This is a genomic window from Microbacterium sp. CH12i (assembly GCF_000685355.1).
Taxonomy (GTDB): domain Bacteria; phylum Actinomycetota; class Actinomycetes; order Actinomycetales; family Microbacteriaceae; genus Microbacterium.
In genome coordinates this window covers 222,754-247,914 of sequence record NZ_JHET01000004.1, presented here as the reverse complement: position 1 = coordinate 247,914, position 25,161 = coordinate 222,754, and the positions used below count along the sequence as shown (strand labels likewise).

At 62.9% G+C, this 25,161-nt stretch carries 31 protein-coding genes and 2 pseudogenes; 21 read left to right on the top strand and 12 right to left on the bottom strand.

Going from position 1 to position 25,161, the window contains the following annotated elements:
• The first annotated feature begins 161 nt into the window (after positions 1-161).
• The 3 genes from DC31_RS06235 to DC31_RS19215 are packed head-to-tail and all read left to right on the top strand — an operon-like array spanning position 162 to position 2,104.
• The gene (locus DC31_RS06235; protein WP_081813738.1) at positions 162-848 is read left to right on the top strand and encodes a Crp/Fnr family transcriptional regulator; all 687 of its coding nucleotides are present in this window, start codon (positions 162-164) and stop codon (positions 846-848) included.
• Positions 849-860: 12 nt separating this feature from the next.
• On the top strand, positions 861-1,535 hold the full coding sequence (locus DC31_RS19220; RefSeq protein WP_235201366.1) for an MFS transporter: 675 nt from the start codon (positions 861-863) through the stop codon (positions 1,533-1,535).
• Positions 1,532-2,104 carry an MFS transporter gene (locus DC31_RS19215; RefSeq protein ID WP_235201365.1) on the top strand — a complete coding sequence of 191 codons (573 nt, stop codon included), beginning with the start codon at positions 1,532-1,534 and terminating at the stop codon, positions 2,102-2,104. The genes DC31_RS19220 and DC31_RS19215 overlap by 4 nt, the downstream gene beginning before the upstream one ends.
• 19 nt (positions 2,105-2,123) lie before the next feature.
• Here DC31_RS19215 and DC31_RS06225 read toward each other — a convergent pair whose 3' ends face one another.
• Positions 2,124-2,558 carry a pyridoxamine 5'-phosphate oxidase family protein gene (locus DC31_RS06225; RefSeq protein ID WP_036278199.1) on the bottom strand — a complete coding sequence of 145 codons (435 nt, stop codon included), beginning with the start codon at positions 2,556-2,558 and terminating at the stop codon, positions 2,124-2,126.
• Positions 2,559-2,663: 105 nt separating this feature from the next.
• Between DC31_RS06225 and DC31_RS06220 the strand changes: the two genes are divergently transcribed.
• A complete protein-coding gene (locus tag DC31_RS06220; protein WP_036278196.1) occupies positions 2,664-3,020 on the top strand; it encodes a LuxR family transcriptional regulator in 357 nt (118 codons plus the stop codon).
• Between the two features lie 6 nt (positions 3,021-3,026).
• Here the strand turns inward: DC31_RS06220 and DC31_RS06215 are convergent, their stop codons facing one another.
• Positions 3,027-3,251 (bottom strand): hypothetical protein, encoded by a 225-nt coding sequence (locus DC31_RS06215; protein WP_036278194.1) that lies wholly within the window; start codon positions 3,249-3,251, stop codon positions 3,027-3,029.
• Between the two features lie 282 nt (positions 3,252-3,533).
• On the opposite strand from DC31_RS06215, the gene DC31_RS06210 reads away from it, so the two are divergent.
• From DC31_RS06210 to DC31_RS20185, 5 genes and pseudogenes are all read left to right on the top strand, one after another.
• Entirely contained in the window at positions 3,534-3,773 is a 240-nt protein-coding gene (locus DC31_RS06210) for a heavy-metal-associated domain-containing protein (RefSeq protein ID WP_036278346.1), read from the top strand.
• 35 nt (positions 3,774-3,808) lie between these two features.
• Entirely contained in the window at positions 3,809-5,752 is a 1,944-nt protein-coding gene (locus DC31_RS06205) for a heavy metal translocating P-type ATPase (RefSeq protein ID WP_036278192.1), read from the top strand.
• Positions 5,721-6,149, top strand: a complete 429-nt coding sequence (locus tag DC31_RS06200) for a cupin domain-containing protein (protein WP_051606487.1) — start codon at positions 5,721-5,723, stop codon at positions 6,147-6,149. Before DC31_RS06205 ends, DC31_RS06200 begins: the two co-directional genes overlap by 32 nt.
• A gap of 27 nt (positions 6,150-6,176) precedes the next feature.
• Positions 6,177-6,407: pseudogene (locus tag DC31_RS20190) on the top strand (alcohol dehydrogenase catalytic domain-containing protein); the annotation flags it as partial.
• A 109-nt stretch (positions 6,408-6,516) separates the two neighbouring features.
• The gene (locus DC31_RS20185; RefSeq protein WP_327036828.1) at positions 6,517-6,885 is read left to right on the top strand and encodes a hypothetical protein; all 369 of its coding nucleotides are present in this window, start codon (positions 6,517-6,519) and stop codon (positions 6,883-6,885) included.
• A 49-nt stretch (positions 6,886-6,934) separates the two neighbouring features.
• On the opposite strand, the gene DC31_RS18405 is transcribed toward DC31_RS20185, so the two are convergent.
• The 4 genes from DC31_RS18405 to DC31_RS06185 all read right to left on the bottom strand — a co-directional run bounded on the left by DC31_RS18405 (position 6,935) and on the right by DC31_RS06185 (position 9,236).
• Positions 6,935-7,096 carry a hypothetical protein gene (locus DC31_RS18405; protein WP_160173208.1) on the bottom strand — a complete coding sequence of 54 codons (162 nt, stop codon included), beginning with the start codon at positions 7,094-7,096 and terminating at the stop codon, positions 6,935-6,937.
• Positions 7,093-7,299 carry a hypothetical protein gene (locus DC31_RS06195; RefSeq protein WP_036278189.1) on the bottom strand — a complete coding sequence of 69 codons (207 nt, stop codon included), beginning with the start codon at positions 7,297-7,299 and terminating at the stop codon, positions 7,093-7,095. Before DC31_RS06195 ends, DC31_RS18405 begins: the two co-directional genes overlap by 4 nt.
• A 110-nt stretch (positions 7,300-7,409) precedes the next feature.
• Positions 7,410-8,486 (bottom strand): DUF998 domain-containing protein, encoded by a 1,077-nt coding sequence (locus tag DC31_RS06190; RefSeq protein WP_036278187.1) that lies wholly within the window; start codon positions 8,484-8,486, stop codon positions 7,410-7,412.
• A gap of 27 nt (positions 8,487-8,513) precedes the next feature.
• Positions 8,514-9,236 (bottom strand): VIT1/CCC1 transporter family protein, encoded by a 723-nt coding sequence (locus DC31_RS06185; RefSeq protein WP_036278184.1) that lies wholly within the window; start codon positions 9,234-9,236, stop codon positions 8,514-8,516.
• Between the two features lie 161 nt (positions 9,237-9,397).
• On the opposite strand from DC31_RS06185, the gene DC31_RS06180 reads away from it, so the two are divergent.
• From DC31_RS06180 to DC31_RS06150, 8 genes are read left to right on the top strand one after another with little or no spacing between them, the layout of a single operon-like run.
• Complete coding sequence (locus DC31_RS06180) at positions 9,398-9,991, top strand: hypothetical protein (protein ID WP_036278182.1); 594 nt, start codon at positions 9,398-9,400, stop codon at positions 9,989-9,991.
• Positions 9,943-11,820, top strand: a complete 1,878-nt coding sequence (locus DC31_RS06175) for an FtsX-like permease family protein (RefSeq protein ID WP_152545353.1) — start codon at positions 9,943-9,945, stop codon at positions 11,818-11,820. Before DC31_RS06180 ends, DC31_RS06175 begins: the two co-directional genes overlap by 49 nt.
• A complete protein-coding gene (locus DC31_RS06170; protein ID WP_160173207.1) occupies positions 11,817-12,233 on the top strand; it encodes an FtsX-like permease family protein in 417 nt (138 codons plus the stop codon). The genes DC31_RS06175 and DC31_RS06170 overlap by 4 nt, the downstream gene beginning before the upstream one ends.
• On the top strand, positions 12,230-13,171 hold the full coding sequence (locus DC31_RS06165) for an ABC transporter ATP-binding protein (protein ID WP_036278174.1): 942 nt from the start codon (positions 12,230-12,232) through the stop codon (positions 13,169-13,171). Before DC31_RS06170 ends, DC31_RS06165 begins: the two co-directional genes overlap by 4 nt.
• The gene (locus DC31_RS06160; RefSeq protein ID WP_081813737.1) at positions 13,168-13,908 is read left to right on the top strand and encodes an ABC transporter ATP-binding protein; all 741 of its coding nucleotides are present in this window, start codon (positions 13,168-13,170) and stop codon (positions 13,906-13,908) included. The genes DC31_RS06165 and DC31_RS06160 overlap by 4 nt, the downstream gene beginning before the upstream one ends.
• Complete coding sequence (locus DC31_RS20180) at positions 13,890-14,462, top strand: FAD-dependent oxidoreductase (protein WP_327036824.1); 573 nt, start codon at positions 13,890-13,892, stop codon at positions 14,460-14,462. The genes DC31_RS06160 and DC31_RS20180 overlap by 19 nt, the downstream gene beginning before the upstream one ends.
• Positions 14,360-15,256, top strand: a complete 897-nt coding sequence (locus DC31_RS19865) for a dihydrolipoyl dehydrogenase family protein (RefSeq protein WP_327036826.1) — start codon at positions 14,360-14,362, stop codon at positions 15,254-15,256. Before DC31_RS20180 ends, DC31_RS19865 begins: the two co-directional genes overlap by 103 nt.
• 40 nt (positions 15,257-15,296) lie before the next feature.
• Positions 15,297-16,016 (top strand): alpha/beta hydrolase, encoded by a 720-nt coding sequence (locus DC31_RS06150; protein ID WP_235201364.1) that lies wholly within the window; start codon positions 15,297-15,299, stop codon positions 16,014-16,016.
• A 15-nt stretch (positions 16,017-16,031) separates the two neighbouring features.
• On the opposite strand, the gene DC31_RS06145 is transcribed toward DC31_RS06150, so the two are convergent.
• Both DC31_RS06145 and DC31_RS06140 read right to left on the bottom strand, forming a co-directional pair.
• Entirely contained in the window at positions 16,032-16,730 is a 699-nt protein-coding gene (locus DC31_RS06145) for an NADPH-dependent F420 reductase (RefSeq protein WP_036278171.1), read from the bottom strand.
• Positions 16,731-16,774: 44 nt separating this feature from the next.
• Positions 16,775-17,419, bottom strand: a complete 645-nt coding sequence (locus DC31_RS06140; protein WP_036278168.1) for a DedA family protein — start codon at positions 17,417-17,419, stop codon at positions 16,775-16,777.
• A gap of 93 nt (positions 17,420-17,512) precedes the next feature.
• Here DC31_RS06140 and DC31_RS06135 point away from each other — a divergent pair, with 93 nt between their 5' ends.
• Positions 17,513-17,893: a hypothetical protein gene (locus tag DC31_RS06135; RefSeq protein ID WP_036278165.1), complete on the top strand. Its 381-nt coding sequence runs from the start codon at positions 17,513-17,515 to the stop codon at positions 17,891-17,893.
• Between the two features lie 4 nt (positions 17,894-17,897).
• Here DC31_RS06135 and DC31_RS06130 read toward each other — a convergent pair.
• The 4 genes and pseudogenes from DC31_RS06130 to DC31_RS06120 all read right to left on the bottom strand — a co-directional run bounded on the left by DC31_RS06130 (position 17,898) and on the right by DC31_RS06120 (position 23,527).
• Positions 17,898-21,295, bottom strand: a pseudogene (locus DC31_RS06130) (error-prone DNA polymerase).
• Entirely contained in the window at positions 21,295-21,474 is a 180-nt protein-coding gene (locus tag DC31_RS20175) for a hypothetical protein (RefSeq protein WP_327036823.1), read from the bottom strand. Before DC31_RS20175 ends, DC31_RS06130 begins: the two are co-directional and overlap by 1 nt.
• 59 nt (positions 21,475-21,533) lie before the next feature.
• Entirely contained in the window at positions 21,534-22,862 is a 1,329-nt protein-coding gene (locus DC31_RS06125) for a DNA polymerase Y family protein (RefSeq protein ID WP_327036822.1), read from the bottom strand.
• Positions 22,859-23,527 carry a hypothetical protein gene (locus DC31_RS06120; RefSeq protein WP_235201363.1) on the bottom strand — a complete coding sequence of 223 codons (669 nt, stop codon included), beginning with the start codon at positions 23,525-23,527 and terminating at the stop codon, positions 22,859-22,861. The genes DC31_RS06125 and DC31_RS06120 overlap by 4 nt, the downstream gene beginning before the upstream one ends.
• Before the next feature lie 219 nt (positions 23,528-23,746).
• On the opposite strand from DC31_RS06120, the gene DC31_RS06115 reads away from it, so the two are divergent.
• The 3 genes from DC31_RS06115 (at position 23,747) to DC31_RS06105 (ending at position 25,118) form a co-directional block, all read left to right on the top strand.
• Positions 23,747-24,229 carry a prepilin peptidase gene (locus tag DC31_RS06115; protein ID WP_036278162.1) on the top strand — a complete coding sequence of 161 codons (483 nt, stop codon included), beginning with the start codon at positions 23,747-23,749 and terminating at the stop codon, positions 24,227-24,229.
• Positions 24,230-24,295: 66 nt separating this feature from the next.
• Positions 24,296-24,511 carry a hypothetical protein gene (locus tag DC31_RS06110; RefSeq protein ID WP_036278158.1) on the top strand — a complete coding sequence of 72 codons (216 nt, stop codon included), beginning with the start codon at positions 24,296-24,298 and terminating at the stop codon, positions 24,509-24,511.
• Positions 24,501-25,118 carry a CYTH domain-containing protein gene (locus DC31_RS06105; RefSeq protein WP_036278157.1) on the top strand — a complete coding sequence of 206 codons (618 nt, stop codon included), beginning with the start codon at positions 24,501-24,503 and terminating at the stop codon, positions 25,116-25,118. Before DC31_RS06110 ends, DC31_RS06105 begins: the two co-directional genes overlap by 11 nt.
• Positions 25,119-25,161 lie beyond the last annotated feature (43 nt).

The window sequence follows — 25,161 nt, the reverse complement described above, 5'->3', positions numbered from 1 at the left end:
GCCCGACCACCGACCGACGGGAGGGGCGCGTGACTTCATCACAGGACAGCCCAGATCTCTCGCGGGTGGCTCAACCGCACGTGCACGCACCGTTGAACCGGCGGCAGATTCCGCTGCGCAGCACCTGCGCGCAGCCGCACCATTGCCCGAGGCCGTTACGCATGCGGATACTCGCACAAATTCCGTTCTTCGCCGGGCTAAGCGAGGACGACCTCGACAGCATCGATAAACGGATGGTCTCCCTTTCCTGGGCAGAAGGAGACCACCTCTATTCGGCGGGCGAGCCGGCTGACCACCTGTATGTGGTGGCCGCCGGTCAGGTGAAAGTCGTCCGGTCAACGAGAAGTGGGCAGGACACGATTGTTGATGTCCTTGCACCGGGCGAGCTCGTTGGCAGCCTGAGCATCGGGCGTCAGGCCGGCTATCCCGAAACAGTCGCCGCCATGGTCACGACGTGCGCATTGCGAATCGAGACCACCGCGTTCCGCGAGGTGCTGCTCGAATATCCCTCGGTGGCTCTGCGGGTGCTCGACGATGTGACCGCTTTACTGGGGAGTGAGCGTTCAGACGCCGGTCAGCACACTTCGAGTACGGTCGCTCAGCGCGTCGGGATGATGCTTCTGCATCTCGCAGATAAATTCGGTCGAAACGGCGAAGACGTCGACGGCGTGCTGATTCAGCTCCCTCTCACTCGCGCGGATCTGGCCGGAATGATAGGTTCTACGCCCGAATCTGTGTCACGCGTGATGAGCCGGCTGCGTAAGGAAGGCGCCGTCGATTCCGGGCGGCGCTGGACCTCGATACTCGACCGGGACAAACTTGCAGCCATCGTCGCATCCAATAAGTAATTAAGGTGACTCATGCGTTCTCAACGAGCACAGCCAATCACCTCACGCGCCATGCTCATGCTCGTCGTCGCCGCCGTGGGCTACGCGCTGAACTTCTGGGCCTGGGCTCTTCTCAGCCCGCTGGGGCCCCTATACAAGGATCTGCTCACATTATCAGGTAGCCAGCAGGCACTTCTCGTTGCGATTCCCGTGCTCGTCGGCGCACTGGGTCGGATACCAGTGGGAGCGCTGACCGATCGGTTCGGCGGTCGGATCATGTTTCCCGCAATCTCGGCCGTTTCGATCATTCCCGTGCTTTTTCTGGGCTTCTTCGGACAAACGTCATACGTCGCCCTCGTCATCGGTGCTTTCTTCCTGGGCGTCGCCGGCACGATCTTCGCCGTCGGTGTACCGTTCGTCAACGCATGGTTCCCACCCGAAAAGCGGGGAACGGCGGTGGGCCTGTACGGCATCGGGATGGGCGGCACGGCGATCGCGGCACTGACCACCGTCCACCTCTGGAACAACCTGGGGAATGCCTCCCCCTTCCTCATCACCTCGGTGGCGTTGGCCGTTTACGCCGTCGTGTCGTGGATGCTCCTTCGCGACTCACCCGATCGCACGGTCCCTACGACATCGTTGCTGAGCCGGCTCAGCACGACGCACGAAGCGCCGTCACCTGGCAAACGTCTCTCCTTTATGCGTTGAGCTTCGGCGGATACGTCGCATTCTCGATCTTCCTGCCCACGTACCTGCAGACCGCTTACGGTCTCGAACTGGCCGACGCATCCGGTCGGATGGCCGGCTTCGTCGTCGTTGCCGTGTTCTGCCGTCCACTCGGCGGGATACTCTCCGACAGGTTCAACTCAATTTCGGTCCTCGCTGCCAGTTACGCAGTGATCGCGACCGCCGCTGTGGGATTGGCATTCACTCCGCAAGACGTTCAGGACGGATCGATCCCGCTGGTCGCGACCGCCTGTTTCCTCACTATGGCAGCCGCGCTCGGTGCGGGTTCGGGTGCCGTATTCGCGCTCATCACGGAGGTCGTCGATAGCGACAGGATCGGATCAACCACCGGCTTTGTCGGCGCCGCCGGTGGTCTCGGTGGTTTCGTTCCTCCGCTGTTGCTCAGTGCCCTGTACGAAAGCACCGGCACCTATGGCGTCGGGCTGATTCTTCTGGCCCTCGCGTCACTGCTGTGTCTCCTCGTAACGCTGACGCTCACGCGCGCGGCACGAAATGCGCACCGAGAACGTGTTGCGCAGGTCGGCACCTGAAGGCAGCACGATAATCGCGCTATGAGGCGTCGATTTCTGGATCCGGGTCGTCGCCGAAGATAAAACGCCGACCGCTGAGTTCGTGAACGTCGATGCGCACGTAGTGACGTTTGACGCTCGCAATCCACGAGTTCAGGGGCAGCTGTTCGGCCTCGGCAATTTCGGCTTCGGTTTCGAGGGCGTGCGCAGTGCCTTTGGCGACGATGCTCCAGCCTTCGGTCGCGGTGTAATGATCGACTTCAAAGGCGACCTTCTCGTTTGCCGTGAGGCCGAAAAGTTTCGTCCCCTCTGCGGTACGGAACGTCACTGAGCGGGCGTGCGCCACATAGTTGACCGGGAAGATTTCCGGCTGTCCGGCGATCGAAACTGCGACCCGTCCGAAACTTGCTGTCGATAGCAACGCCCACGTTTCGTCTTCACTGAGTACTTTGATGCTCTCGTTGGTTTCGCTCATGACTCGTGTCTACGCGCTTCTACCCTGCAAAACCAGATGCGTGCCTGATTCGCTGGCCTCCGCCGGTCGGCCTCGGTTTTGTAGTGGCAGACATACACTGTCGGCATGCAGAAGATCTCGATCGAGGCTCTGGCCCGCCAACAGCTTGCTGCCGCGGCCGACGCGGGTGGCCGTCGCGCCGCAGACACGGTTTACGGCGGCCACGAGAAGTCCTTGCGCCAAACCGTCATTGGGATGCTCAAGGGCTCCTACTTGGGCGAACACGACAACCACGACGATGCCACCGTCTACGTGCTCCATGGCCGTATCCGGCTATGGGTGGGCAAAGACTTCTGGGAAGCCCGGATCGGAGACCTTCTCATAGTGCCCGATGCCCGCCACAGTATCGAAATGTTGGAGGACTCCGCTCTGCTGATGAGCGTAGCTAAGCGGCCCTACCCTCCCGGACAGCTCGCGCCATGAAATAGCTCAAGCGTGCTTGTCTTTGACGGTCAGCTCTTCGAGGAGCAGACCGAGCCCGCTTCCAAGCATGAAGACGTCTCGGGCGATGCCCATCCCTGCTGGCGCGGGGCGGATGCCATCCTTCAACGTCATGCCGGGAGTCTTGAGATACACGCCCATCAGCATCCCGGAGAACCCGATCAAACCCGCAGAGACCAACCAGGTCGCGAAGACCAGCGGCCTTTTCAGCATCCAACGACCGCTTGCCAATTCCCGTATTGAGGATAAATAGGCCGCAGGCCAGACGCGGCGGCATTTGGTGAAGTTTCACGAACATGACAATTCTCCAGACGCTGATAGCGATTCGGATTCTATAAATTTCGGATTCTATAAATTCAGCGTATCGACAATGCTCCTTGCCTGTCAGCACATAGTTGCGGCTAAATGATGCCCATCATGGTGCGCACCGCGCATTCACCGTACCGTCGTAATTACCCCGGTAGCTGGGGTGAATACCATCGGAAGGACAACATCATGAGCACCATCGCTCCCGCCATCACCCGCACCATCCTGCGCGCCGAAGGGTTTTCCTGCCCCTCCTGCGTGTCGAAGATCGAGAAGCAGGTCGGGCGTGTGGACGGCGTCTTCGCGATCAAGGTCCATTTCGCCTCCGCCCGCATCGAGATCGACCACGACCTGTCGGTCGTGAGCGTCGACGAATTGGTGGCGGCAGTCGCAAAGGCCGGTTATAAGTCACGCCCCGCCACATTCTGACCGTGCCGTAGCCAACTCGCAGAAAGGCAAGTGCCATGAGCACATTACGCAGCTGGATGAATAACCGGTGGACGATCCCGGCCGTCTCAGGGATACTGATCATCGCCGCGCTCGTGATCCTCCAGGTATCTCCTATCGACACGGTCGGGAACATCGTCATGGTGGCCGCCGCAGTGGTGGCTGGCACCCGTATCGTGATCAACGCTGTGCGGGCGCTTCGAGCGAAAGTCATCGGTATCGATCTGCTCGTTTCGGTGGCGGCGATCGGTGCAATTATTATCGGTCAATATTGGGAAGCCGCCGCGGTGACTTTTCTCTTCGCGATCGGTCATGCCCTCGAGGCGGCAACCTTGAACAAGACCAGGTCCGCCCTTGCTGAACTGGTCGCTGTTGCTCCCGACGTCGCCATCGTTATGCGCGACGGTGAGCAGATGGAGGTTTCCGCTGGTGCGGTGATCATGGGCGAGACCGTCCTGGTCAAGAATGGTGCGAAAGTGCCCGTCGACGGCGAAGTCATCGGCGGTACCGGCACCCTTGATGAGGCCTCGATCACGGGCGAATCCATGCCGGTAGAGAAAATGATCGGTGACCGGGTGTTCGCCGGCACCGTCTCACGGAGCGGGTTCTTGCAGGTGAGTGCCACCGGCGTTGGTGCTGACACCACACTGGCCAGAATCATTCACCGGGTCGAGGACGCCCAGGATGCTAAGGCCAAAACGCAAGTGTTCATGGACCGTTTCTCGTCCTGGTATACCCCCGCGATTATGGTCCTGGCGCTCGTCGTCGGCCTGCTCACCACTGACATCGTTCTGGCGCTGACACTGCTGGTCATCGGTTGCCCAGGTGCCCTCGTCATCTCCATCCCCGTGTCCATCGTTGCCGGCATCGGCCGGGCCGCGAAAGATGGCATTCTCATCAAGGGTGGGGAGTTCCTGGAGACCTCTGCGAAGATCACCGCCGTCGCTGTGGACAAGACCGGCACGTTGACGATGGGTCGCCCGCGGGTGACCGACGTTGTCGTACTGGACAAAAGCATGACCCGGGAGCAGGTACTGACCTGGGCGGGCCGTGCCGAAGCCGGTTCCGAGCATCCGTTGGCCCGCGCGATCCTGGACGCCGCAGTGGGCGAAGGCCTCAGCGTCACCGGTCTGCCGGAGTCAATCGAACCCGTCCCCGGTAAGGGAATCGTGGTCAACACCTCCGGCCGCCGTGTCTTGATCGGCAACCTTGCCCTGCTTGCCCAGTACGGAATCGAGGACACTGCTGCCGCTGCTCGCGTTGCGGATGAGCTGGCCGAGTCGGGCCGCACCCCGATGATCGTCGCTATTGATGACGCGGTCGTGGGTGTGGTCGGCGTGGCCGACGAAGTGCGCCCTGACGCTGCCCAGATGGTGACGAACCTGCATGCCGCGGGTGTCAAGAGAGTCATCATGCTCACCGGAGATGCACCGCTGGTAGCCAACGCTATTGCGTCGATCACCGGCGTCGGCGAGGTCCGTGCTTCGCTGCTGCCTGAAGAAAAACTCAATATCGTCACCCAGCTCCAGGCCGAGGGATATGTCGTGGCAATGGTCGGTGATGGTGTTAACGATGCTCCAGCTCTGGCTACAGCAAACATCGGAGTCGCGATGGGAGCCGCCGGGTCGGCCGTGGCAGTGGAAACCGCTGATATCGCGCTCATGGGCGATAACCTCCTGAAGCTCCCCGAGGCGATCTCCCTGGCCAGACGCACGGTGAACAATATGCGTCAAAATATCGCCATCGCCCTGATTACCGTCACTCTGCTTCTGCTCGGCGTATTGCTTGGCGGGGTGACGATGTCGATCGGCATGCTCGTCCACGAAGCATCAGTCCTGATCGTCATCATCAACGCCATGCGCCTGCTACGCAGCCACGGCCGCTACACCGTCGGCACCTCAACCATTTCACCCCCAACGGAGGAACATCATGAGTACACAACAGCGCTTCAGCATCGGTGAGAACGTCGAGCACTTCACGATCGGCGAACTAGCCAAACAGAACCCCGACTTCCGGCGGGTGCTGTGGACCGGTAAGCACTCCCAGATCGTCATCATGACCATCCCCGCCGGTGGAGAGATCGGCGAAGAAGTCCACGAGAACACAGACCAGGTCCTCACATTCATCAGCGGTACCGGGGAAGCCGACCTGGCCGGCCAGACCCATCCGATCGAGGCAGGCGACCAGTGCGCCGTGCCGGCAGGCACCCAGCACAACTTCCGCAACACCGGCAAGGAGCCCCTCTCGCTGTACACGATCTACAGTCCACCCGAGCACGCGGTAGATGCAGTCCACGCCACGAAGGAAGACGCCGACGCTGCAGAGCAGTCAGGTAAGGACGAACCACCCGCTGCCTGAGCGAACAAGTTCGGGCAACCCACCGGTATGAGATCGACTCAGAAGAGGAAAGCCAAAATGTCCAAGGTGTACGTATACAACCGCCATGGTGGCCCCGAGACACAGGAACTTATCGACCGTGCGATCCCCGTTCCCGGCCCTGGGGAACTGGGTGTGAAGGTCCGCGCTGCGGCAGTCAATCCGGTGGACTGGAAGCTCCGATCTGGACGCCTTGGCCAGAACCAGGAATTACCGGCGGCGATGGGACGCGAAGTCGCGGGGACCGTCACCGCTGTGGGCGACGGTGTCAACGGTCGCGCAGTCGGCGACGAGATCCTCGGCCCCGTGGCACCGGGCCAGGGTGCCGGTGCAACCCTGGTGCCCTACGGTGACGGGGCACTTTTCTCGGCTGCGCGAGGTCGCTCCCGACGGGGTGGACCTTATCCTCGACCTCGTCGGTGGCGAGGCACTACGCGACGTCGCCGAACTGGTCACCAACTCGACCAGAATCATCTCCGCTGCGGATGCCACCACCGCTAACCAGCTCGGCGGAGCTGCGCTCGAGCGCACCGCCGAAGTAATGGCCAAGATCACCGACGTTATCAAGTACGGCCTGGTCAATCCTCACGTCTCAGCGCTCTACCCCCCTCGCACGCGCCGGAGAAGCCATCGCCGTCGTCGAGGACGGTCATGCCACCGGCAAGGTCGTCATCGAAATGGATTCGGTATGACTTCCGCCCAACACTGGTCGTCCTAAGCCAGCCGTGTCGAGTTGCTGAGCCGCGTCGTCGCGCCCCCGCAACTCGTCAAGCCACCAGCAGGAACACGATCTGCCCAACAAAGACCAAGAGGACGATCGAGCCAACGATGATCGCAATGAGCGACACGGGGCTCTTTGCGCGGCGACTGACGATCCCGAGGACGAGGGTCGCGACTGCAGGGATCACATTCACGATGGATGCGGTCATTGAGAATCCGAAATACCAGCGAACGCTTCGTTGTCGGAGTTCGTGGCTGTTGCGAACAGCAGAATAAGCGTCGCGAAGAGCCCGATGGCTGTGAGCGAGGTGAGGATGATCGTGGCGATCATCAGCCCCTTCGAGATGGCGGGTTGAGACGCGGCTTTGACCGCGGGTACGGGCTGGGCCAGCTCGGGAGTGTTGAACGACATGTGGTTCTCCTCTATTTACATCTCACACTTTCATCCCGGCCCATTTGCAGTAATAGACCTAGGTCGTTCTTGAGTCGACCCGGTTCCCGATCCGGGACCGGGCCGTCAGACTAGGCGCGTTGGCTCGTTACACCGAGGAAGCGGATGAAGACGGCAATCCACGCGAAGATGAGTGCGAACACGATGATCTCCAGCGCAGTGAGAGTGAAGTAGCCGACGAAGAACAGCACGATAGAGACGACGGTCGCCGCGAGGAATGCCCAGCTCGATAGGAAGTAAGCGCTCGGCATCCCGCGAAGCACCTTCGGTCCGGCGATCAGGAGTACGAGGAACACGATGGCCATTCCAATGGCCGACAGGTTGTGCAACAGCAGGTGCACGTTTACGGGAAAGACGCCAACCAGCGCGAGCATGGTGCCCATAATCACGAAGAGGGTCGAGACAACCCGTGGCGCACGCGAGTACTGCAGCATGCGCGTTCGCCGGAGTGACGTCAGATCATTCGCGATATAGACGGCGAATGTTGTCACGAGCAGACCACCAGCGATCAGAGTGCCATTGAAGACGTAGCTGGAGAGGTCTGAAAACGAGCCCAGTTGGCTGAAGTGGATCTTCCACCACCCGGCGTCTGGCGTGGTAATCATCGCAGTGAACGTGCCAATCACGACGAAGGCCATGAGCAACGACGACATACGTTGTGTCGTCATCCGCGAAACCGAGAGATACACGATATATGCGGTGAGGCCGAGTGTGACCGACATCAGCACGATCGACCAGAAGGTGATGATCGGCAGGCCGATGAACCCTTGCCCGATTAGCCGGTAGCCGGCATAAACCGCGAGGAATGTGAGCGCGGTGTGCGCGATGACGACGGATATCGTGTTGACCGTAAATTTCCATGATGGGAGTGAGCGCCGCCACTCCTGACCCGGAAGGTTGCGTGAGCGCCAGTACCCCGTGATGGATACCGCGATAGCGACTAGGCTGCCGCCGATCGCAGCCAGCAGACCGAACGACCTCGCGACTTCTTCGAGCTGCAGGTCGGGAGCACCCAGCGCCACCACAAGCCCGTAGATAGCACCGAGCACACCTGCGCCAGCAGCCGCATAGATCGCTTCTGATTCTGCGCGGAGAGCGGGTGCGAGATTTCCAACTTTGGGACCCGGAGTCGGGGTCTTCGCTGACATAGGTTCAGTGTAGGGCGGCAGGGGGCCCTACACCGCGCCCGTACTGCCCAGCCACGAGCCAATGGCGAATGTAACGGCCAGCGCCGCGGCACCGCCGATCAATACTCGAATGGTCGGGCGTAGCATCGGTGCGCCGCCGAGTCTTGCTCCCAGCGCGCCGGTGATCGCAAGCGCGATCATCACCGCAACAAATGTGACGGGGATCTTCAGCGTCTCAGGCAGGAATGCCGCCGTGAGAAACGGCAGTATCGCGCCGGAGAGGAACGCGATCGCCGAGGCAAAAGCCGCGTGCCAGGGGCTGAGTACTTCGTCGGGATCCAGATTCAGCTCGGCATCCAGATGCGCACGCAATACATCGTGCTCGGTGAGCTCCTGCGCGACTATCTCCGCCGTCTCAGCGCTCAGGCCCTTGGCCCGATAAATCCCGACCAGCTCTTCCAGTTCGGCTTCGGGCGTCTCGGCGAGCTCGCTGCGCTCCTTCTCGATGAGTGCCCGCTGCGAGTCTGCGGAGCTGGATACCGAGACGTACTCTCCGAGTGCCATTGAAATCGCACCTCCGATAACGGCAGCGGCGCCAGCGGTGATAATGGCCCCGTTATCGGTGGTGGCGCCGGCGACACCGACGACGACCGCGGCGACAGAGACAATGCCGTCGTTGGCGCCGAGGACTCCTGCACGCAACCAATTCAGTCGTGATGCCACATTCTGGTCGTGTGGCTCCACACCGTGCTTCGTTGGTTTCTGATCCATACTCGCCAGCCAACCACTGGCAGGTATCTTTTCGCTAATAATCGAAGCCACCGTTTCACGCACACGCGTGAGGCCCGATCCCATAAACTGCCGCAGGGCACTCGCAACCGCCCCACCACCGCCGGAGGTGAACCGTCGTACATTCGTCAGGGGATCTTCGAGTGTGGGTCGGTGCTCTCGCAATGCGACGCTGGCGGGCGCAGTTCAAGTTATTCGCCCTCGTCCTGGCCGTTGCCGTCATCGCCGGATCGGTGCTTGCTGGCTCGCTGCTGCTTGTGCGCTCTGCAGAAGAGGCGGGCGTTCGCGATTCCTTGGCGTCGATGGCCGGTGAGCAGGTCGACGTCACCATTCGCATGATCGGTCCCCAGAGCCCCGTTGCTGACACCCGAAAGGCTTTGGATAACGCGACCGCGCAGGCCTATGGGGACGAGGTCAGCTGGTCGAGCACCGGCTGGGTGACCTCCAACTGGCTGACGAACGCCGCGAGTGTCTATGCCTACCTTGTCGAACTCGACGATCCGGCTGCCGCGGCAGAACTCGTGGCGGGACAATGGCCGACTTCGGGACTCGGCATCGCAATGCCCGAGGTTGCCGCGCGCTCCCTCGGTCTTGTCGTTGGCGACACGTTCACGTTGGTAGACGACAGGACTCCCATCGATTTCCACGTGGATGGACTCTACCGATCATCGCAGCCGGACTTGTGCAGATGCGCATCGGGGTGCTGGATCCAGCATCCGAGAGTGATCTGCGCATAGTCCAGGGCCAGTTACCCAACGATGCTGAGGGGGAGGCTGGCGGGCCGGTCGAGGTCGCTATCTCCGCTGCCGCTGCCGAGGCAACAGGACTCGCTGTCGGCGATTCCTTCACCGTCGGGGACGGCGCAAGCAGTGATGACATCACCGTACGCGTTGCCGGTGTAGCGGAAGCGGTCGACGCCTCGGACCGGGCGTGGGTTGACCTTCCAGGGGTGTGGGAACCGCGAGAGATCGCTTCACGGGGAAGTCGTTCTGGCGTGGCATTTACCGCTCTGAGCGTCGCGACCGCATTCGATCGAGCGTCGAGCGAATTTACAGATGTGTCGATGGGAACTATCCGCACGTCGTTCGAGCCTTCAGCATTCAACCTGAAGCGAATCGATGACGTGCGTGAGAAAATCGACTTGATAGAGACGTTCCCCTCGTCGATCAGCGAGGGAACACCACTCGTTCTCAACGCCACTTCGGGTTACGAAGACGCGCTGGTGGGGTTTACCGCGGCGGTGACTGCCGCAACGGCTCAGCTGTCTGCGCTCGCTGCGGGGTTACTCGGCGTCGCCCTGCTCATTACCGTGCTGGCGAGCACAGCGTTGGCTCGTCGTCGGCGAACAGAGATTGCGCTGCTTCGTTCACGCGGAGCCTCGCTTGGTGTGATCGGCGCACATGCGCTCGTTGAATCAGTAGTTGTCACGCTGATGGGCGCAGGTCTGGGCGTAGCTGCTGCTTCGTTGTTCGGTGATCGCATCGAATCGCTGTTGCTCGTTTCGGGCGCGTTGGTCATCGTCATGATTGCCCCCGTCGTCGTCACGCTGAACTGGGCAATGGAAACGCTGTCGTCGTCGCGCATACGCGCAGTCCGCGTTGCCGGGTTCGCAGTGCTGGTTGCCATGGCAGTCATGGCTGTGATCGCGCAGGGCTCAGGAGTGAGCGTGGAGGCTGCGAGTATCGACCCGCTCGCTCTTGCTGCTCCCATACTGTGCGCTGCAGTGGTCGCGCTGGTGCTTTCACCGCTTTCCGGAGCAGCTGGATGGCCGATCTCGAGGCTGGCTTCTCTCACGCGCGGCCCGGGGACGCTGCTCGCTGCGTCAAGTGCCAGGTACGGCCGTTCTGCCGTGACACTATTCGCGCTGATCCTCGCCGTCAGTGTCGCGATCACATCCTTGGTGCTGCTGCATACCGTGGCGGCCGGCCAAGAGTCTGCCTCCTGGCGGACAGTGGGCGCCGACGTTCGTATCGAGGATGCGACGGATGCCGCTGCGCTGGTTGACGCATTCGATAATGCTGGTGCGACAGCAGCGTCGATAACGCAGATCACGCGCGCAGACGTCACCGGTAGCGGCAGCCCGATCAATGCGACGGTCTTTGCGGTTGAAGAGGACTACGCCCGGCTGTTGTCGGCGCTTCCGGCCGACCAGGCACAGCGTGCCAACGCCGACGGCGTGAGACGACTTGTGACTCAGGAGGACGGCGCTCAGGGCTCGGTGCCCGTGTTGCTTGATACCCGACTGACAGCTTCCACTGAAGGTGAGAGCGTCACCCTTGATATCGGCGGCACGGCTGTTCCGGTAACCGTCGTCGGTGAACTTGCAGTCAGACCGCCTGGGCAAGGGAGTTCGGTGTTCGTCGACAGATCGCGATTGCTGGCGTATCTGGACGGAGCACCCGTGTCGGGTGGTGAGACGTTGGCGGCCGTTCCGCTGTCAACGGTGTTTGCCACCGGCGCGCGCGCTCCACCGCAGAGGCGATCACCGACGGCAATGAGGGCAGCGTCACTATTCGTGAAGATATCCTCGCGAAGTTGCGCGGCGGTGCCCTGGTGTCGGGTGTGACCGCAGCAACGATGCAGTCGCTTATCGGAACGGGCATCCTGGCGCTGTTGGCGCTCGTTGTCACCACCGTTCTCGGTTCTCGGCGTCGGGGCCGGATCCTGGCGTTACTGAGGGCGCTCGGCGTACCTCAGCGAGCCAGCTTTGCACTTGTCGCTGGTGAGCTCGTGCCGCTCGTCGTGAGTGGGGTCGTCGGCGGAGGCATTGCTGCTGCGATCGCAATCGGCGCAGCCGGATCGGCTTTCGGCGTCGATACTCTCGCGGGAGGCCCCGCACCGATCATCGTGTCGCCATGGCTCATCGCCGCAATCGTCGGGGTCGCCGCAGCGGCTTTGGTAATTGCGATTGCGGTAGACATGCCGCTCTCGCGGCGCGTCAGCACGGCAGAGATCTTGCGCACAGGGGAGGAATCATGACCATCAGCAGTTCGCTCTCCGAAGCGAGGGGGTCGGGATTTGGGGCGGATGCTCTTATCTCCTGCGACAGCGTTGTGCGGGTGTTCCGCGCCGGCGGTGGTGAGGTGCAGGCGTTGCAGGGCCTTGATCTCCTCGTGCAGGAGAAGGACATGCTCGCGATCGTCGGGGCGTCTGGATCGGGCAAGTCGACACTCCTCGGCATCCTTTCGGGGCTCGACGCGCCGACGGCCGGTAGTGCACACGTGGCGGGGCATGACCTCACGACGATGCGCGGGGCAGAGCTCGTAAGGTATCGACGATCCACCGTCGGCCTTGTGCGCCAACAGTCATCGCGTAACCTCTTGCCGAACCTCACTGCCGCCGAGAATGTGTCCCTTCCTCTCGCCCTCGCTGGGGTCGGTCGACGGGAAAGGTCGAATCGGTCCAGCGAGCTGTTGCGGGCGCTGGGGCTCGCCGATCGGATGGAGCGACGGCCAGCGCAGTTATCAGGCGGAGAACAGCAGCGCGTCTCGATTGCGGTGGCACTGGCAGGTTCGCCTCGAGTGCTTCTCGCCGACGAACCGACAGGTCAACTCGATGAGAAGACAAGTGACGAGGTGTTCGGGGCGCTCCGTGCGGTCAACGACAGGTTTGGATGCACGATCGTGATCGTTACACACGATGCCACAGTCGCGAGTCAGGTTCGGCGAACCGTGGCGATCCGCGACGGTCGTATCTCATCCGAGACACTCCGTCGTGAGGAACTCGATGCCAGCGGCGTTGCGACGCTGTCCGAAGAGGAGTTTGCCGTGCTCGACAAGGTGGGCAGGCTTCAGCTCCCCAGCGAATATCGTGAGGCTCTTGGCCTCAACGAGCGGGTGCGGCTCACGCTCGAGAATGACCACGTCGGCGTCTGGCCGCAGCGCATGTATGACGATTCCGAGGAGGAGACGCGATGACCGACGTGCTCGTGGTGGAGAATCTGACTCGAACATATCGCACGCCAGCCGGTGAAGTCACGGCTCTCAAAGACGTCTCTTTTCGGATTCCGCGGGGTGAGATTGTCGCCCTCTCCGGGCGGTCAGGGTCGGGCAAGACCACTCTGCGGAACTGCGTCAGTGGCCTCGATCTCCCCACCTCCGGCACGGTGCTGTTGGACGGGCAATCGGTGACGGGGCTCGACGAAGCGGCGCGCACGCGCATGCGCCGCGACTCGATCGCGTTCATTTTCCAGACGTTCGGTCTGCTGCCTCACCTCACGATCGCCGAGAACGTGGGGCTTCCGCTGCGTCTCCGGCGAGAGCATCCTGAGCGCCGTGAAGAACGCGTGGCGCATCTGCTCGATCTGGTCGGCCTCGCACGACGTGGTCGATCTCACCCGGATGAGCTGTCAGGTGGACAGCAACAGCGCGTTGCCATTGCGCGTGCCTTAGCTAATTCACCGCGGCTGCTCATCGCAGACGAACCTACCGGGCAACTCGATGCCGCCACCGGGGCCGCAATCATGGACCTCATCCGATCGGCGGTACATGCCGAGTCAGCAACGGCACTGATTGCCACTCACGATAATTCGGTTCAAGATTCAGCCGACCGTATTCTCCACATCGCGGACGGAACGCTCAACGCCGTTGCCTTGCGGTATCGCGTGAGCAAACCCGACAGACGTAGGGTGCTGTCATGGCTGAAATCGAAGTAGACGTCCTGGTCATCGGTTGGGGAAAGGGTGGCAAGACCCTGGCCGGCGCTCTCGGCAGGCAGGGACGGAGTATCGCTCTTGTCGAAGAGTCCACCTCGATGTACGGCGGCAGCTGCATCAACATCGCCTGCGTGCCGACCAAAGATCTGGTGCACAGCGCCTCCGAGCGCCGTCCAGCGGATGACCCGCAGGCCTGGTTCACATATGCGGTGGCAGGCCGCGACGCTCTCACGAAGAAGCTGCGCGCTCGCAACCACGCGATGCTCGATGAAGTCGACAGCGTCACCCTCATCGACGGGCACGCCCGATTCGTTGGCCCGCACGACGTCGAGGTAACCGCAGGAGCAGATGTGCTCAGCATCCGCGCGCAGACGATCGTCATCAACACCGGAACGCGCCGGCCGAACCTGCGTTCCCCGCGGAGAGCACGCGACTGTTCGACTCCACCACGATCCAACACATCGAGCCGCTTCCAGAGCGTCTCGTCATCGTTGGCGGTGGGTATGTCGGACTCGAGTTCGCCGGAATGTTCTCGAAGTTCGGCTCACAGGTGACGGTCCTCGATCACGGCGAGGTGTTCCTCAAGCATGAAGATCGCGACGTCGCGGATGCCGTGAAGTCGTTGCTCGAGGAATCGGGAGTAGAGATCATCCTCGGTGCGGACGTGAGCGGGGTGAGCGATCAGGAGGACAAGAACGGTGCGGTCGTGGAGATGACCGTGGGAGATATGGCCCGCCAGATCGTCGCGGATGCCGTGCTGGTGGCCGTCGGCCGGAGCCCGCGCACTGAGGGCCTGGGACTCGACGCCGCAGACGTCAAGGTCGATGAGCGCGGGTACGTCGTCGTCGACGAGCGTCTGCGCACATCGGCTGAGCACATCTTCGCTGTCGGTGACGTCAACGGCGGTCCGCAGTTCACGTACATCTCTCTCGACGACAACCGAATCGTCATGGATCAGCTGAATGGCAGAGGGGAGCGCTCAACCGCAGACCGCGTCGCCGTCCCGCACACGACATTCCTCACGCCGCCGCTCGCGCGCGTCGGTGTCAACGAGGCCGAAGCGCACGAGAGCGGCCGAAACGTTCTGGTCGCCGTCAAAGCCGTCGCCGATATTGCTGCCATGCCGCGGCCGAAGATCGTCGGGGAGACGCACGGGCTGATCAAAGTGTTCATCGATGCTGACACTGATCTGATCCTTGGCGCGACGGTTTTCTCGATCGATGCGCAAGAAGTGATCAACCTGATTGCGCTCGCAATGCGTCATGATGTGACCGCCAGCGAATTGCGCGACAGCATTTGGACCCACCCGTCCAGCACTGAAGCACTGAACGAGGTGCTTGCCGCGTAGCATCCGTTAATGCCGGCGTAGGCCCTCTACGCGCGCACAAGTGGAAGGATTGCAACATGGATCTGATCTTCGTGCACGGCGCCTGGTTCGCGACGGACAGTGGTGGTGGCAACAGACCGCTGACCTCCTGAAAGAGCGGACCGGTATCCGGAGTCGAGCCGTCGCGCTGCCCTCATGTGCAGAGGCGACACCGCAGGACACCGCGGGCGGGCTTTTGGCTGACGCGGCCGCCCTGCGCCGAGAACTCGATCAAGGCGATGCCGCGATCGTTGTCGGACACTCGTACGGCGGCACTGTCATCGCTGAGGCCGGAAGGCATCCGGCGGTGGAGCATCTGCTGTTCGTGTCGTCGTACCTGCCCGAGGTCGGACAGTCTCAAGGAATGATCATGAGCGGCGAGAGCGATCCGGCCTCGATCGGCGACAACGGCGACGACACGTTGAGCTTGGCGGGATACGACGTGGCATCGTTCGGAAGCCGATTCCTGCAGGACGCAGACGAAGCAACTCAGCGTGAGGCCTGGAATCGCGTGACCGCTCAGGCCGCCGGGGCGTTCATGACGCCGACCAGCGTTGCTGGCTGGCAGGGAGTGGACTCGACCTACATCGTCTGCGAGCAGGACCGCAGCACATCGATCGAGTTGCAGCGTTTTCACGCAGCTCGAGCGACGCGCTCGGTGGAGCTGCCGACCGGGCACCATCCGTTCATCTCACGCCCGGATCTCGTCGTCGAGCAGCTGGAGGCGCTGATCGCACCATGAGCGTCCGCTGAGCAGCTAGTTCCGAGTTTCCCCGCGCGCCCGCGCCACGATGATGCCCCGCTGCGAGGCGGGGAAATGCTCGAGCATTTCACGCAACTGTGCGGCATTGATATCCGCGCCGAATGCCTCGGCGCCTGGCTCCAGCATGATCCCGGCGGCGAGGGGGCCGGCGATCACCGGATCGAAGCCGAGATCGTCGACGAGCACTGACGCGGCCTCGAGGTCTGCCGCGTCGTCACCGGCAATTGCGATCGCTTTGCGCCCCGAGGCGCCTGCGGGTCGCGTCTCGTCTTCGAGGTCTTGGTAACCCATGTGACTCAGCGCTTTCACGACGCGAGAACCGGTGAGGAAACTCTGCACGAGTTCGCTGGTCGAGATGCGCGGATCGCTCAAGTCATGACGGATGCCGTCGGCTGCCCACCAGTAGTTCATCGCGTCGATAACCAGAACATCGCGCAGCATCTCGACGGGGAGTTCGCGGTGTCTGCCGAGCGGCAGCGCGAGAATGACGGCATCCGCTTCTTCGATGGCTGTGTCGATGGACGCGGCCTCCGCCCCGATAGCTCTCATCGCCGGAGCAATCAGTGCGGGATCCTTGGACGTCGCGACGAGGACTCGATAACCAGCGGATGCCGCGAGCCGAGCGAGCACGGTGCCCAGCTTGCCGGCTCCGAGGATTCCGAGGGTACGGATTCTCTGCGCTTCGCTGTCCATCTCGCCATCGTAAGACGCTGGACGTGCCCGTGCCGCTGAGCAGGTCAGTCGACTGAGACTCGGTTGCGCCGCACCTGACGCACACGCAGGACGATCCATGCCGCGACAGCGACAATCACCACCACGATCACGACCTTCTGGAACACGCCGGCGTACTGCTCTACGACATGCCAGTTGGCTCCGAGGTAGTAACCCGCGAGCACGAAAATCGTGTTCCAGATCGCGCTCCCGGCCGTGGTGAGAAGCGTGAATCGCAGCAGGGGCATTCGTTCGATACCCGCCGGAATTGAGATCAGGCTGCGGAAGATCGGGATCATGCGTCCGAAGAACACTGCCTTTGAACCATGCTTGTCAAACCACGCTTCGGTGCGCTCGACGTCTGTCACTTTGATCAGCGGAATCCGCTCGGCGATGGCGTACATGCGACGCCGACCCAGCCAGGCTCCGACGCCGTAGAGGGCGAGAGCGCCAACGACCGAGCCGACGGTAGTCCAGATGAGTACCTCGACGAGTCCCAGGGATCCCTTGGCGGCGGCGAACCCCGCCAGCGGCAGGATGACCTCACTCGGCAGTGGAGGGAAGAGATTTTCCAGCGCGATCGCGAGACCGGCGCCGAAGCCGCCCAGCGATTCCATGAGCGAGACAGCCCACGTCGCGACGGCGTTGAGGTTGTCGGCTCCAGAATCCATGCTCTCCAGCGTATGAGAGCGCACCTGTGGAACCCCGCAGAGTCACGCGATGTTCACTCTTGTTTCAACGCCGCAACTTCGTAGGCTGTAGCCATGGACAGGACGATCGTGATCGCGGCGTCGGCGCCGATTCCGCACGGGCATCGTATAGAGGTTGTCGAGCGTGTGGATGACACGGGTGAGCGTGCCGTGATGATGGTCATCGACCTGGAGACTCGAGTCAAATACCAACAGGGCACTCCGTCGGCCTCTGATGCAGTGGCCTGGACGGGGCGAGTCTTGGAGTGCACGATCGTCTCGGCAAAAGGTAGAGGCAGTACGACCCTGCTGGTCGACCCGATCGGGCCGGGGTCGTCGGAAGCCGACGTCGCGCTCCGCGGGGCGGATGCTGCGGCATTCGCCGCCAAGGCTGAGGCTGACCGGTGGGGCGGGGCAGATCGCGTGCCAGAGCCTAAAGCTCCGCGATTCTGGTGATTCGTCAGCGGAAATCGCGGGACCGATGCTCAAGACCGGTCTGCAGATCCTGAAAAGCATCCGCGAGCACGTTGATCACCCCCTCTGGTGAGCGCTCCAGGATGCCGCGCACAATCAGCGCGGGTGAATCCCTGGCGATACGGCGGTAGCGGTTCCAGACGCCCGTTGAGCAGACCACATTGACGAGTCCGTCTCATCTTCGAGGTTCAAGAACGTGACACCGGCTGCCGTTGCCGGGCGCTGCCGATGCGTGACGAGACCCGCGACCTCGATACGCCGACCGACCTCGTGCTCTCGTAGACCGGCAGCGGTGAGAACACCCCGCTCATTCAGTGCGGCACGAAAATGCGTCATGGGGTGATCATCGGTGGAGAGTCCGGTGGTGGTGAGATCGGCGGCCAGTTGCTCGTAACTGGTCTGGTCGGTAAATAGCGGTGGCTGCACTGACACCGTTGTGTCGGGGAGGTAGCGGGCACGGTCCTCGGCGGCGGCACCAGAGAGCCAGATCGCCTCACGTCTGCTGAGTCCGAGGCACTCGAATGCTCCCGCTGTCGCCAGCGCTTCTAACTGGGCGGCAGTGGCATCCGTGCGGCGCACCAGATCATGCAGATCACGGAAAGGGCCGTGCGCCTTCCGCTCGGCGACGATGCGCTCAGCCATCGGCATCCCGATGCCGCGTACATCTGCGAGCCCGAGTCGCACGGCGAAGGCGTCATCTCGGCGATGTGCGGGTGATTCATCGGGGGCGTCGATACGGAACGTCTCGGCGGCAGGGTGCTCGGGGAGGAGACAGGAACTCTGCCCGGAGGGGACAGGAGAGTCATTTGCGTGTTCCAGCATCGCCGCGGCATCCGAATCATGCAGATCGGGGCGGCGCACCTCGACGCCATGCCGACGGGCATCTGCAGTCAGTGTGGCTGCGGAGTAGAAGCCCATCGGCTGGGAGCGCAGGAGACCTGCGAGGAACGCGGCGGGGTAGTGCAGCTTCAGCCAAGAACTCGCGTACACGAGGAGAGCGAACGAGAGCGAGTGCGACTCTGCGAAACCGAAGTTGGAGAACGCTTGGATCTGTGCGTAGATGCGGTTCGAGGTGGCCTCATCTAAGCCCTTCGCTGCCATGCCGGTGTAGAGCTTCGCCTTGATTCGTTCGATCTTCTCCTGACCGCGCTTGGATCCCATCGCCCGCCGCAGCAGATCGGCCTCGTCTGCCGTGCAGTCACCGAGAGTCGTCGCCATCTGAATGAGCTGCTCCTGAAAGATCGGGATCCCCAGGGTGCGTTTCAGAATCGGCTCCAACGAGGGGTGTGCGTAGGTCGCCTTCTCTTGGCCAAGTTTGCGGCGAACGAACGGGTGCACGGCCCCGCCCTGGATAGGGCCGGGGCGGATGAGGGCGATCTGGATGACGAGATCGTAGAAGCAACGCGGCTGCAGACGGGGGAGTAGGCCGATCTGTGCGCGGGACTCGACTTGGAAGACACCGATCGAATCCGCACGGCAAAGCATGTCGTAGACCGCAGCCTCTTCTTTCGGGAGGGTCTGCAGAGTCCACTTCTCGCCGGTGGCCTCGGCGATGAGGTCGAAGCAGTGCTGGAGGGCAGCGAGCATGCCCAGCCCCAGCAGGTCGAACTTCACCAATCCCATCCAGGCCGCATCATCCTTGTCCCACTGGATGACCGTGCGGTTCTTCATGCGGGCGTGCTCTACCGGCACCACCTCGCCGACTGGCCGCGCGGTGAGTACCATGCCGCCCGAATGGATGCCGAGATGCCGAGGGGCCTTCAACAGTTCTCCGGCATACTCCAACACGGTGGTCGGGATGTCATGACCGTCGGTGGGCATCAGATCGGCACCCCAGCCGTCGACCTGCCGTGACCAGGCATCTTGCTGGCCGGGGGCATGACCGAGCGCCCTCGCCATATCGCGCACCGCGTTCTTCGGACGATACTGGATGACGTTCGCCACCTGCGCTGCGCGATCCCGACCGTACTGCGTGTAGACCCACTGGATGATCTCCTCTCGGCGATCGGAGTCGAAGTCCACATCGATGTCTGGCTCTTCTTCACGGGTAGTGGCGAGGAAGCGCTCAAAGGGGAGCCGATAGAGGATCGGATCGACCGCCGTGATACCCAGCAGGTAACAGACCGCGCTCGCCGCAGCAGACCCCCGCCCCTGACAGAGGATGCCGCGGCGCTTCGCTTCTGCGACGATGCCGTGCACGATGAGGAAGTAGCCGGGGAAGTCTTTCTCCTCGATCACATTCAGTTCGCGCGTGATCCGTGCGCGTCCTTCGGCATCGAGTCGTGGATATATCTCGGGGACTGCAGCCCAGACCAGGGCGCGGAGATGACTCATCGGCGTGTGTCCCTCCGGCACCTCCTGCCGAGGAAGCGCGGGGCGAGCGCGACGCAGCGGAAAAGCGGATGCCGCAGCGATGCTCAGCCCCTGCGTGATCGCCCCCGGGTAGCGCTGGAACCGGGCAGCCATCTCCGCCCCACTGCGCAGATGCGCTGAGCCGTGAGAGGGAAGCCAGCCGTCGAGCTCATCCATACCGCGAGTAGCTCGAACCGCCGCGACGGCCTCGGCAAGACGGGCACGTGTTGGAGCGGTGTAGTGCACGTTGTTCGTCGCCACAACGGGAAGCTGATGAGCTGCGGCAAGATCTGCAAGTGCGTCGTTACGACGACTGTCCAGTGGGTCGCCGTGGTCGATGAGTTCGACGACGACCTGATCCTGTCCGAACAGATCGGCCAGCCGGCGCAGCGGCGTCGCAGCATCCCCTCGAACGAGGCCTTGGCGTACGCCGCCTTTGCGGCAGCCGGTGAGGATTGTCCATTCGCCGCCCGCGCTCGCCGCGAGGTCATCGAGGTCATAGACCGGCCGCCCTTTCTCTCCACCGCGCAGCTGTGCCCTGGTGATGGCCCCGGAGAGCCGGTGATAGCCCTCCATCCCTCGGGCGAGGACGAGCAGATGTTCTCCGACCGGGTCAGGTACGCCATTCTGCGGCCCCGGCAGTTCCAGTGAAAGTTCGGCACCGAAGATGGTCTGCACCTGTGCACCGCTGACATCGGCAGCCTCGGCAAAGCGGGCGGCGCCGTAGAAACCATCATGGTCGGTGATTGCGAGGGCAGTGAGTCCGAGCCGTTCTGCCTCGGCGATGAGATCTTCTGGGGAGGAAGCGCCGTCGAGGAATGAGAACGAGGAGTGCGCGTGCAGTTCCGCATAGGGGACGGCATCATTGGGCCGGACGATATCAGGCGGTGGATCTGCCTTACGCCGCCTGCTGACCGGACCGGGGTCTGGGCGCCGCGGAGGGAGCGCACCAGGGGGTGCGGTGGGTTTGGTGGGGTCGCTGAGGGTCTGCTCGAGCTCTTTCCATGACAGCGGCGGGTTATGAAATCCCATCAGCGGTACCGTCCTTCGACCCACCAGGCGTTGTCTTCCCAGAGCACCAGCCAGGCGCGCTGAGCCTCATCCACGATCTGGAACCGCTGGGCGAAACGGGCGTGTTCAGCGTCCCAGGCGTGCTCGCGCAGCGGCCAGGGACCAGCCCAGCTCAGCACCGGTGTTTCTTGGATCTGCACGGGAGGAGCGGAGAGGGTCCCGCGCTCATCGACAGAGGGTGCAGTGCCATCTGCCGCCATCACCCGAGCCGGAAGCGGTGGGGCGAACACTTCGGACGGGTATGGCGGAGGAAGGCTTCCGGGCCAGGGAAGGCGCTCGTCGCGCTCTGGTGGCACTCGGTCGCCCCAGGCTGAAGCAGCTGCCGATCGGCGAGACGACGCCCGCCGATGACGACAGGGGTGACCACGCCACGATGACCGAGCATCGCCTGCACGCGGGAGACGGCATGGTGCAGTCGCTGCTCTGGGCCCTGCCCGAACAGCCCTGGCTGATGATGGGCGCTGTCGTCGACCCTGGTCGGAACGATTCGCACCTCGGCGATGCCGGCACCCACACGATCGACGGATGCTCCGCTTGGACGAAGCCCCTCTAGCTGCCAGCGCACCCGGTCGACCAGATCACTTGCCTCGAAAGATGTCGGATGCATCCACACTCGTGAGGAGATCGCACCGTCGTCGTCGGTGAAATCGATCCGCACCTCGGTGCACACCTGTGCGAGCTCGGCGAGGGCGGCGGTGACGGCATCCGCTGTTTGTCGCACCGCGAAAGCCACCTGATCGGCATGCTTTAGCGGGCTTTCGAAGACGACCTCGCGTGCCAGCTCTGGTTCGGGATGCTGTGGCGTCAGCGGCCGGGAGTCAGCGCCGGAAGCCAGCGCGTGCAACCGTGCGCCGCGTTCACCCAGCCGATCGCGAATGTCGTCTTCGGCGAGAGTAGCGAACTCTGCGAGGGTGCGGATGCCGAGCCGCTGCAGCAGCGCGGTCACTTCTTCATCGCCCAGCGACTGCACGGGGAGCGGTGCGAGGAACTCCTGCGACCTACCGGGGTCGACGATGAGCGTCGGGGTTGCCAGACGTGCAGCCTGTTCTGCGGTGAAAAGCCCGTCGGCAATAGCTGCACGAGAGCCCGGATGGTTGTGTTCGGCGAGAGCCTCGATCAGCCGCAACGCGGCCTGCTCCTCCCCGCCGTAGTAGCGGGCGGCTCCGCGAGCGCGTAACGCGGCAAGTCCTGGGCGCAGTGGCTGCACTCCAGGAACCAGGTCTTCTAGCAGCCTCAGCACAGGCAGGAAGGCACGCTCATCTCGCCGAGGATCGGCCGGGATAAGACGAAGCGCCGGGGAACGGGACTGTGCGAGCCGACGACGCTGACCGCGGCGCACACCCTGCGCGCGGGCCGCCGCTGAACAAGCGACGATTATGTTTGCCTGAACGATCGCAACTGGTTCGCCTGCAACTGGTTCATCGGTAACAGGTTTGTCAGTAACAGGTCGGCCAGTAACGGGCGAACCAAGAGCCGCACGCACAGGCCAATCGGGAAGCCACAGCACCAGGTGGCGCGGGGGCATCATCCGGCCACCGCCCACGTTTCAGTTTCAGCGGCAGCGGCACCGGCACCGGTAGCAGGTAGCGGGGTCATGGCGCGCAGGGGAGGAGCCACAGTATCTACTCGACCGAGAGAAGTAGGCATTCGCACCCGCACGCGGCTCGAGCCCTCATGTCGTCTTCCCGAAGCGCGCAGCGTCACGGTGCGATCAGCAAGCAGCCCCCACCCGGAGCCCAGACCGTGCCACTCGGTCTCTTCCACCCGGATCGTTGCCTCGCTTTGTGGCCAGGGCGCCGTGACCAGCAGCGTGCAACCACGATCACGCAGTCGTGCGTTTAGCCGGGCGATGTCAGCATCCGATACCCGACTGCGTGGATGCACGGCGATGAGCGGGATCACCTCGGAGAGTGCGGTGGCGACCGTGAGCCAGCGCGGACCGGGATCAGGCACGAGGACGAGGCGTTCTAGCTCGACGCCGAACCCGGCCATCGCCTCGACGCCGATCGTGGGCATTCCGATGACCGCACACCAGGCCCCTTTCTGCGACGGGGTAGCGAGCAGCGCGCCCAACAGGCTGGGGGAGGGAGAGATCGAGTACGAGGAGCCCACGCGCAGCCCAGAGTCAGGCAGCAGTCCCTCAAATGCGGGATCGATGGGCAGGAAAGGAACATCGCTGCGTCGTCGCTGCATGCGAGTGATCTCGCTGCGGAGGCGATGCAGATCCTGCGCGCGGGAGGCTGTGCCTCACGGGGGAGAGCGGTCGGGGCGGAGAGTGCGGTGCCCATGCATCCATCCTCGAATATAAATACGAATAAATCAAGTAAGGATTCGAGAGTAATTCGTACATCAGACAATGGAGTTATCCACAGCCCCAAATCGCGACAGGCGCAGTTCTCGTACTCTTCGGGGATGGTCCCCGCATCCGCAGTGCACATGGTCATCGTTGTGCTTGCGTACCTCGCGCTACTGGGGATCGGCGGCTGGCTGATCGTCATTGACGGGCGAACGCACCGACTCCCGAACCGGATTGTGCTGCCGACGCTGGGTGGTGCATTGGTGCTGGTCATCATCGATGCGCTGGTGATGGGGGAGGTCTGGCCGCTGACCCGCGCGGTAGGAGGCATGCTGGTGCTCTGCGGCTTCTACATCGTGATGCGCTTTGTGAGTCGAGGGGGGATCGGCGGCGGAGATGTGAAGCTCGCAGCTGTTATCGGTCTCGTTCTGGGCTGGCACGGTTGGCAGGCTCTCGCCGTGGGCGCAGCATCAGCGTTCGTGCTCGGTGCCCTCTACGCGCTCGCGCTCATGGCGTTGCGGCGGGCCAACGGTGCCACCCGCATCGCATTCGGCCCCTGGATGATCATCGGCGCGATCCTCGGGGTGGTCGTGGCGTAGACGCGGCGTGAACGCCTGACCGGTGCAATCACGCCAGACATCGAAACACGGCGCTATGGTGTGCACATGGCAATTGCACGACTTCACGGAGGCCCGCTGGACGGGCAGATCATTCCCCTCGACGACGACGCTGATGGCAAGCTGATCGTCCCGTACAGCGAGACGCAGGTGGTGTATCACCGCAAGGGTGAGGCGCAGAACACTGGAACCAGCGATGGACCTACCGAGATCGAGTACTGGTACGAGGAGTCCCTCGAGGACATTGTCTCCAGTGACGACTGAGCCGTCACGCGCCATCGAAGTCGAGCGCAAGTACGACGTCGATACCGATACGCCGCTACCTGTCTGGACAGCGATTCCCGGTGTGACGGAGATAACCTCTGGTGAATTGCGCGTGCTTGATGCGCGCTACTTCGATACCGCCGATGCCGCGCTTTCTCGTGCCGGAGTGGCGTTGCGTCGTCGCACGGGTGGACCCGACGAGGGCTGGCATGTGAAAGGCCCGCGCGAGGGCGATGGCCGCCTTGAGCTGGGATGGCCACTCGGTGACGGCGATGACCTGCCGGATCCCGTCGCCACTGCGATCGCACGGTGGACGACCGAACCGCTCAGCCCGCTCGCCCGCATCGAAAACGACCGCACTGCATACCTGCTCACCGGTCCTGCGGGTGTTATCGCTGAGTTCGTCGACGACCGTGTCCGCGCCACTGACCTGCGTCAGAACGTGCAGCGGGAATGGCGCGAGTGGGAGATGGAACTAGGACCAGCTGCCCCGGAAGATGCTGCCGGACGCGAAACGTTCTTTACTGCCGTCGAGATGGCCATTTTTGCGGCCGGTGGTCGGCACTCGGCATCCGGATCGAAACTCGCACGCGCCCTCGGTTTCTGACCCGCCTCTTTCTCAGGACGTCATCCCGTGCTTGAGTGACCTC

Bases quoted from the DNA above. Each gene is read 5' to 3' on its own strand.
- DC31_RS06235 (WP_081813738.1), top strand. From the start codon at position 162: ATGCGGATACTCGCACAAATTCCGTTCTTCGCCGGGCTAAGCGAGGAC.
- DC31_RS19220 (WP_235201366.1), top strand. From the start codon at position 861: ATGCGTTCTCAACGAGCACAGCCAATCACCTCACGCGCCATGCTCATG.
- DC31_RS06225 (WP_036278199.1), bottom strand. From the start codon at position 2,558: ATGAGCGAAACCAACGAGAGCATCAAAGTACTCAGTGAAGACGAAACG.
- DC31_RS06220 (WP_036278196.1), top strand. From the start codon at position 2,664: ATGCAGAAGATCTCGATCGAGGCTCTGGCCCGCCAACAGCTTGCTGCC.
- DC31_RS06215 (WP_036278194.1), bottom strand. From the start codon at position 3,251: ATGCTGAAAAGGCCGCTGGTCTTCGCGACCTGGTTGGTCTCTGCGGGT.
- DC31_RS06210 (WP_036278346.1), top strand. From the start codon at position 3,534: ATGAGCACCATCGCTCCCGCCATCACCCGCACCATCCTGCGCGCCGAA.
- DC31_RS06205 (WP_036278192.1), top strand. From the start codon at position 3,809: ATGAGCACATTACGCAGCTGGATGAATAACCGGTGGACGATCCCGGCC.
- DC31_RS06200 (WP_051606487.1), top strand. From the start codon at position 5,721: ATGAGTACACAACAGCGCTTCAGCATCGGTGAGAACGTCGAGCACTTC.
- DC31_RS18405 (WP_160173208.1), bottom strand. From the start codon at position 7,096: ATGACCGCATCCATCGTGAATGTGATCCCTGCAGTCGCGACCCTCGTC.
- DC31_RS06195 (WP_036278189.1), bottom strand. From the start codon at position 7,299: ATGTCGTTCAACACTCCCGAGCTGGCCCAGCCCGTACCCGCGGTCAAA.
- DC31_RS06190 (WP_036278187.1), bottom strand. From the start codon at position 8,486: ATGTCAGCGAAGACCCCGACTCCGGGTCCCAAAGTTGGAAATCTCGCA.
- DC31_RS06185 (WP_036278184.1), bottom strand. From the start codon at position 9,236: ATGGATCAGAAACCAACGAAGCACGGTGTGGAGCCACACGACCAGAAT.
- DC31_RS06175 (WP_152545353.1), top strand. From the start codon at position 9,943: ATGCGCATCGGGGTGCTGGATCCAGCATCCGAGAGTGATCTGCGCATA.
- DC31_RS06165 (WP_036278174.1), top strand. From the start codon at position 12,230: ATGACCATCAGCAGTTCGCTCTCCGAAGCGAGGGGGTCGGGATTTGGG.
- DC31_RS06160 (WP_081813737.1), top strand. From the start codon at position 13,168: ATGACCGACGTGCTCGTGGTGGAGAATCTGACTCGAACATATCGCACG.
- DC31_RS20180 (WP_327036824.1), top strand. From the start codon at position 13,890: ATGGCTGAAATCGAAGTAGACGTCCTGGTCATCGGTTGGGGAAAGGGT.
- DC31_RS06145 (WP_036278171.1), bottom strand. From the start codon at position 16,730: ATGGACAGCGAAGCGCAGAGAATCCGTACCCTCGGAATCCTCGGAGCC.
- DC31_RS06140 (WP_036278168.1), bottom strand. From the start codon at position 17,419: ATGGATTCTGGAGCCGACAACCTCAACGCCGTCGCGACGTGGGCTGTC.
- DC31_RS06135 (WP_036278165.1), top strand. From the start codon at position 17,513: ATGGACAGGACGATCGTGATCGCGGCGTCGGCGCCGATTCCGCACGGG.
- DC31_RS06125 (WP_327036822.1), bottom strand. From the start codon at position 22,862: ATGATGCCCCCGCGCCACCTGGTGCTGTGGCTTCCCGATTGGCCTGTG.
- DC31_RS06120 (WP_235201363.1), bottom strand. From the start codon at position 23,527: ATGCAGCGACGACGCAGCGATGTTCCTTTCCTGCCCATCGATCCCGCA.
- DC31_RS06115 (WP_036278162.1), top strand. From the start codon at position 23,747: ATGGTCCCCGCATCCGCAGTGCACATGGTCATCGTTGTGCTTGCGTAC.
- DC31_RS06110 (WP_036278158.1), top strand. From the start codon at position 24,296: ATGGCAATTGCACGACTTCACGGAGGCCCGCTGGACGGGCAGATCATT.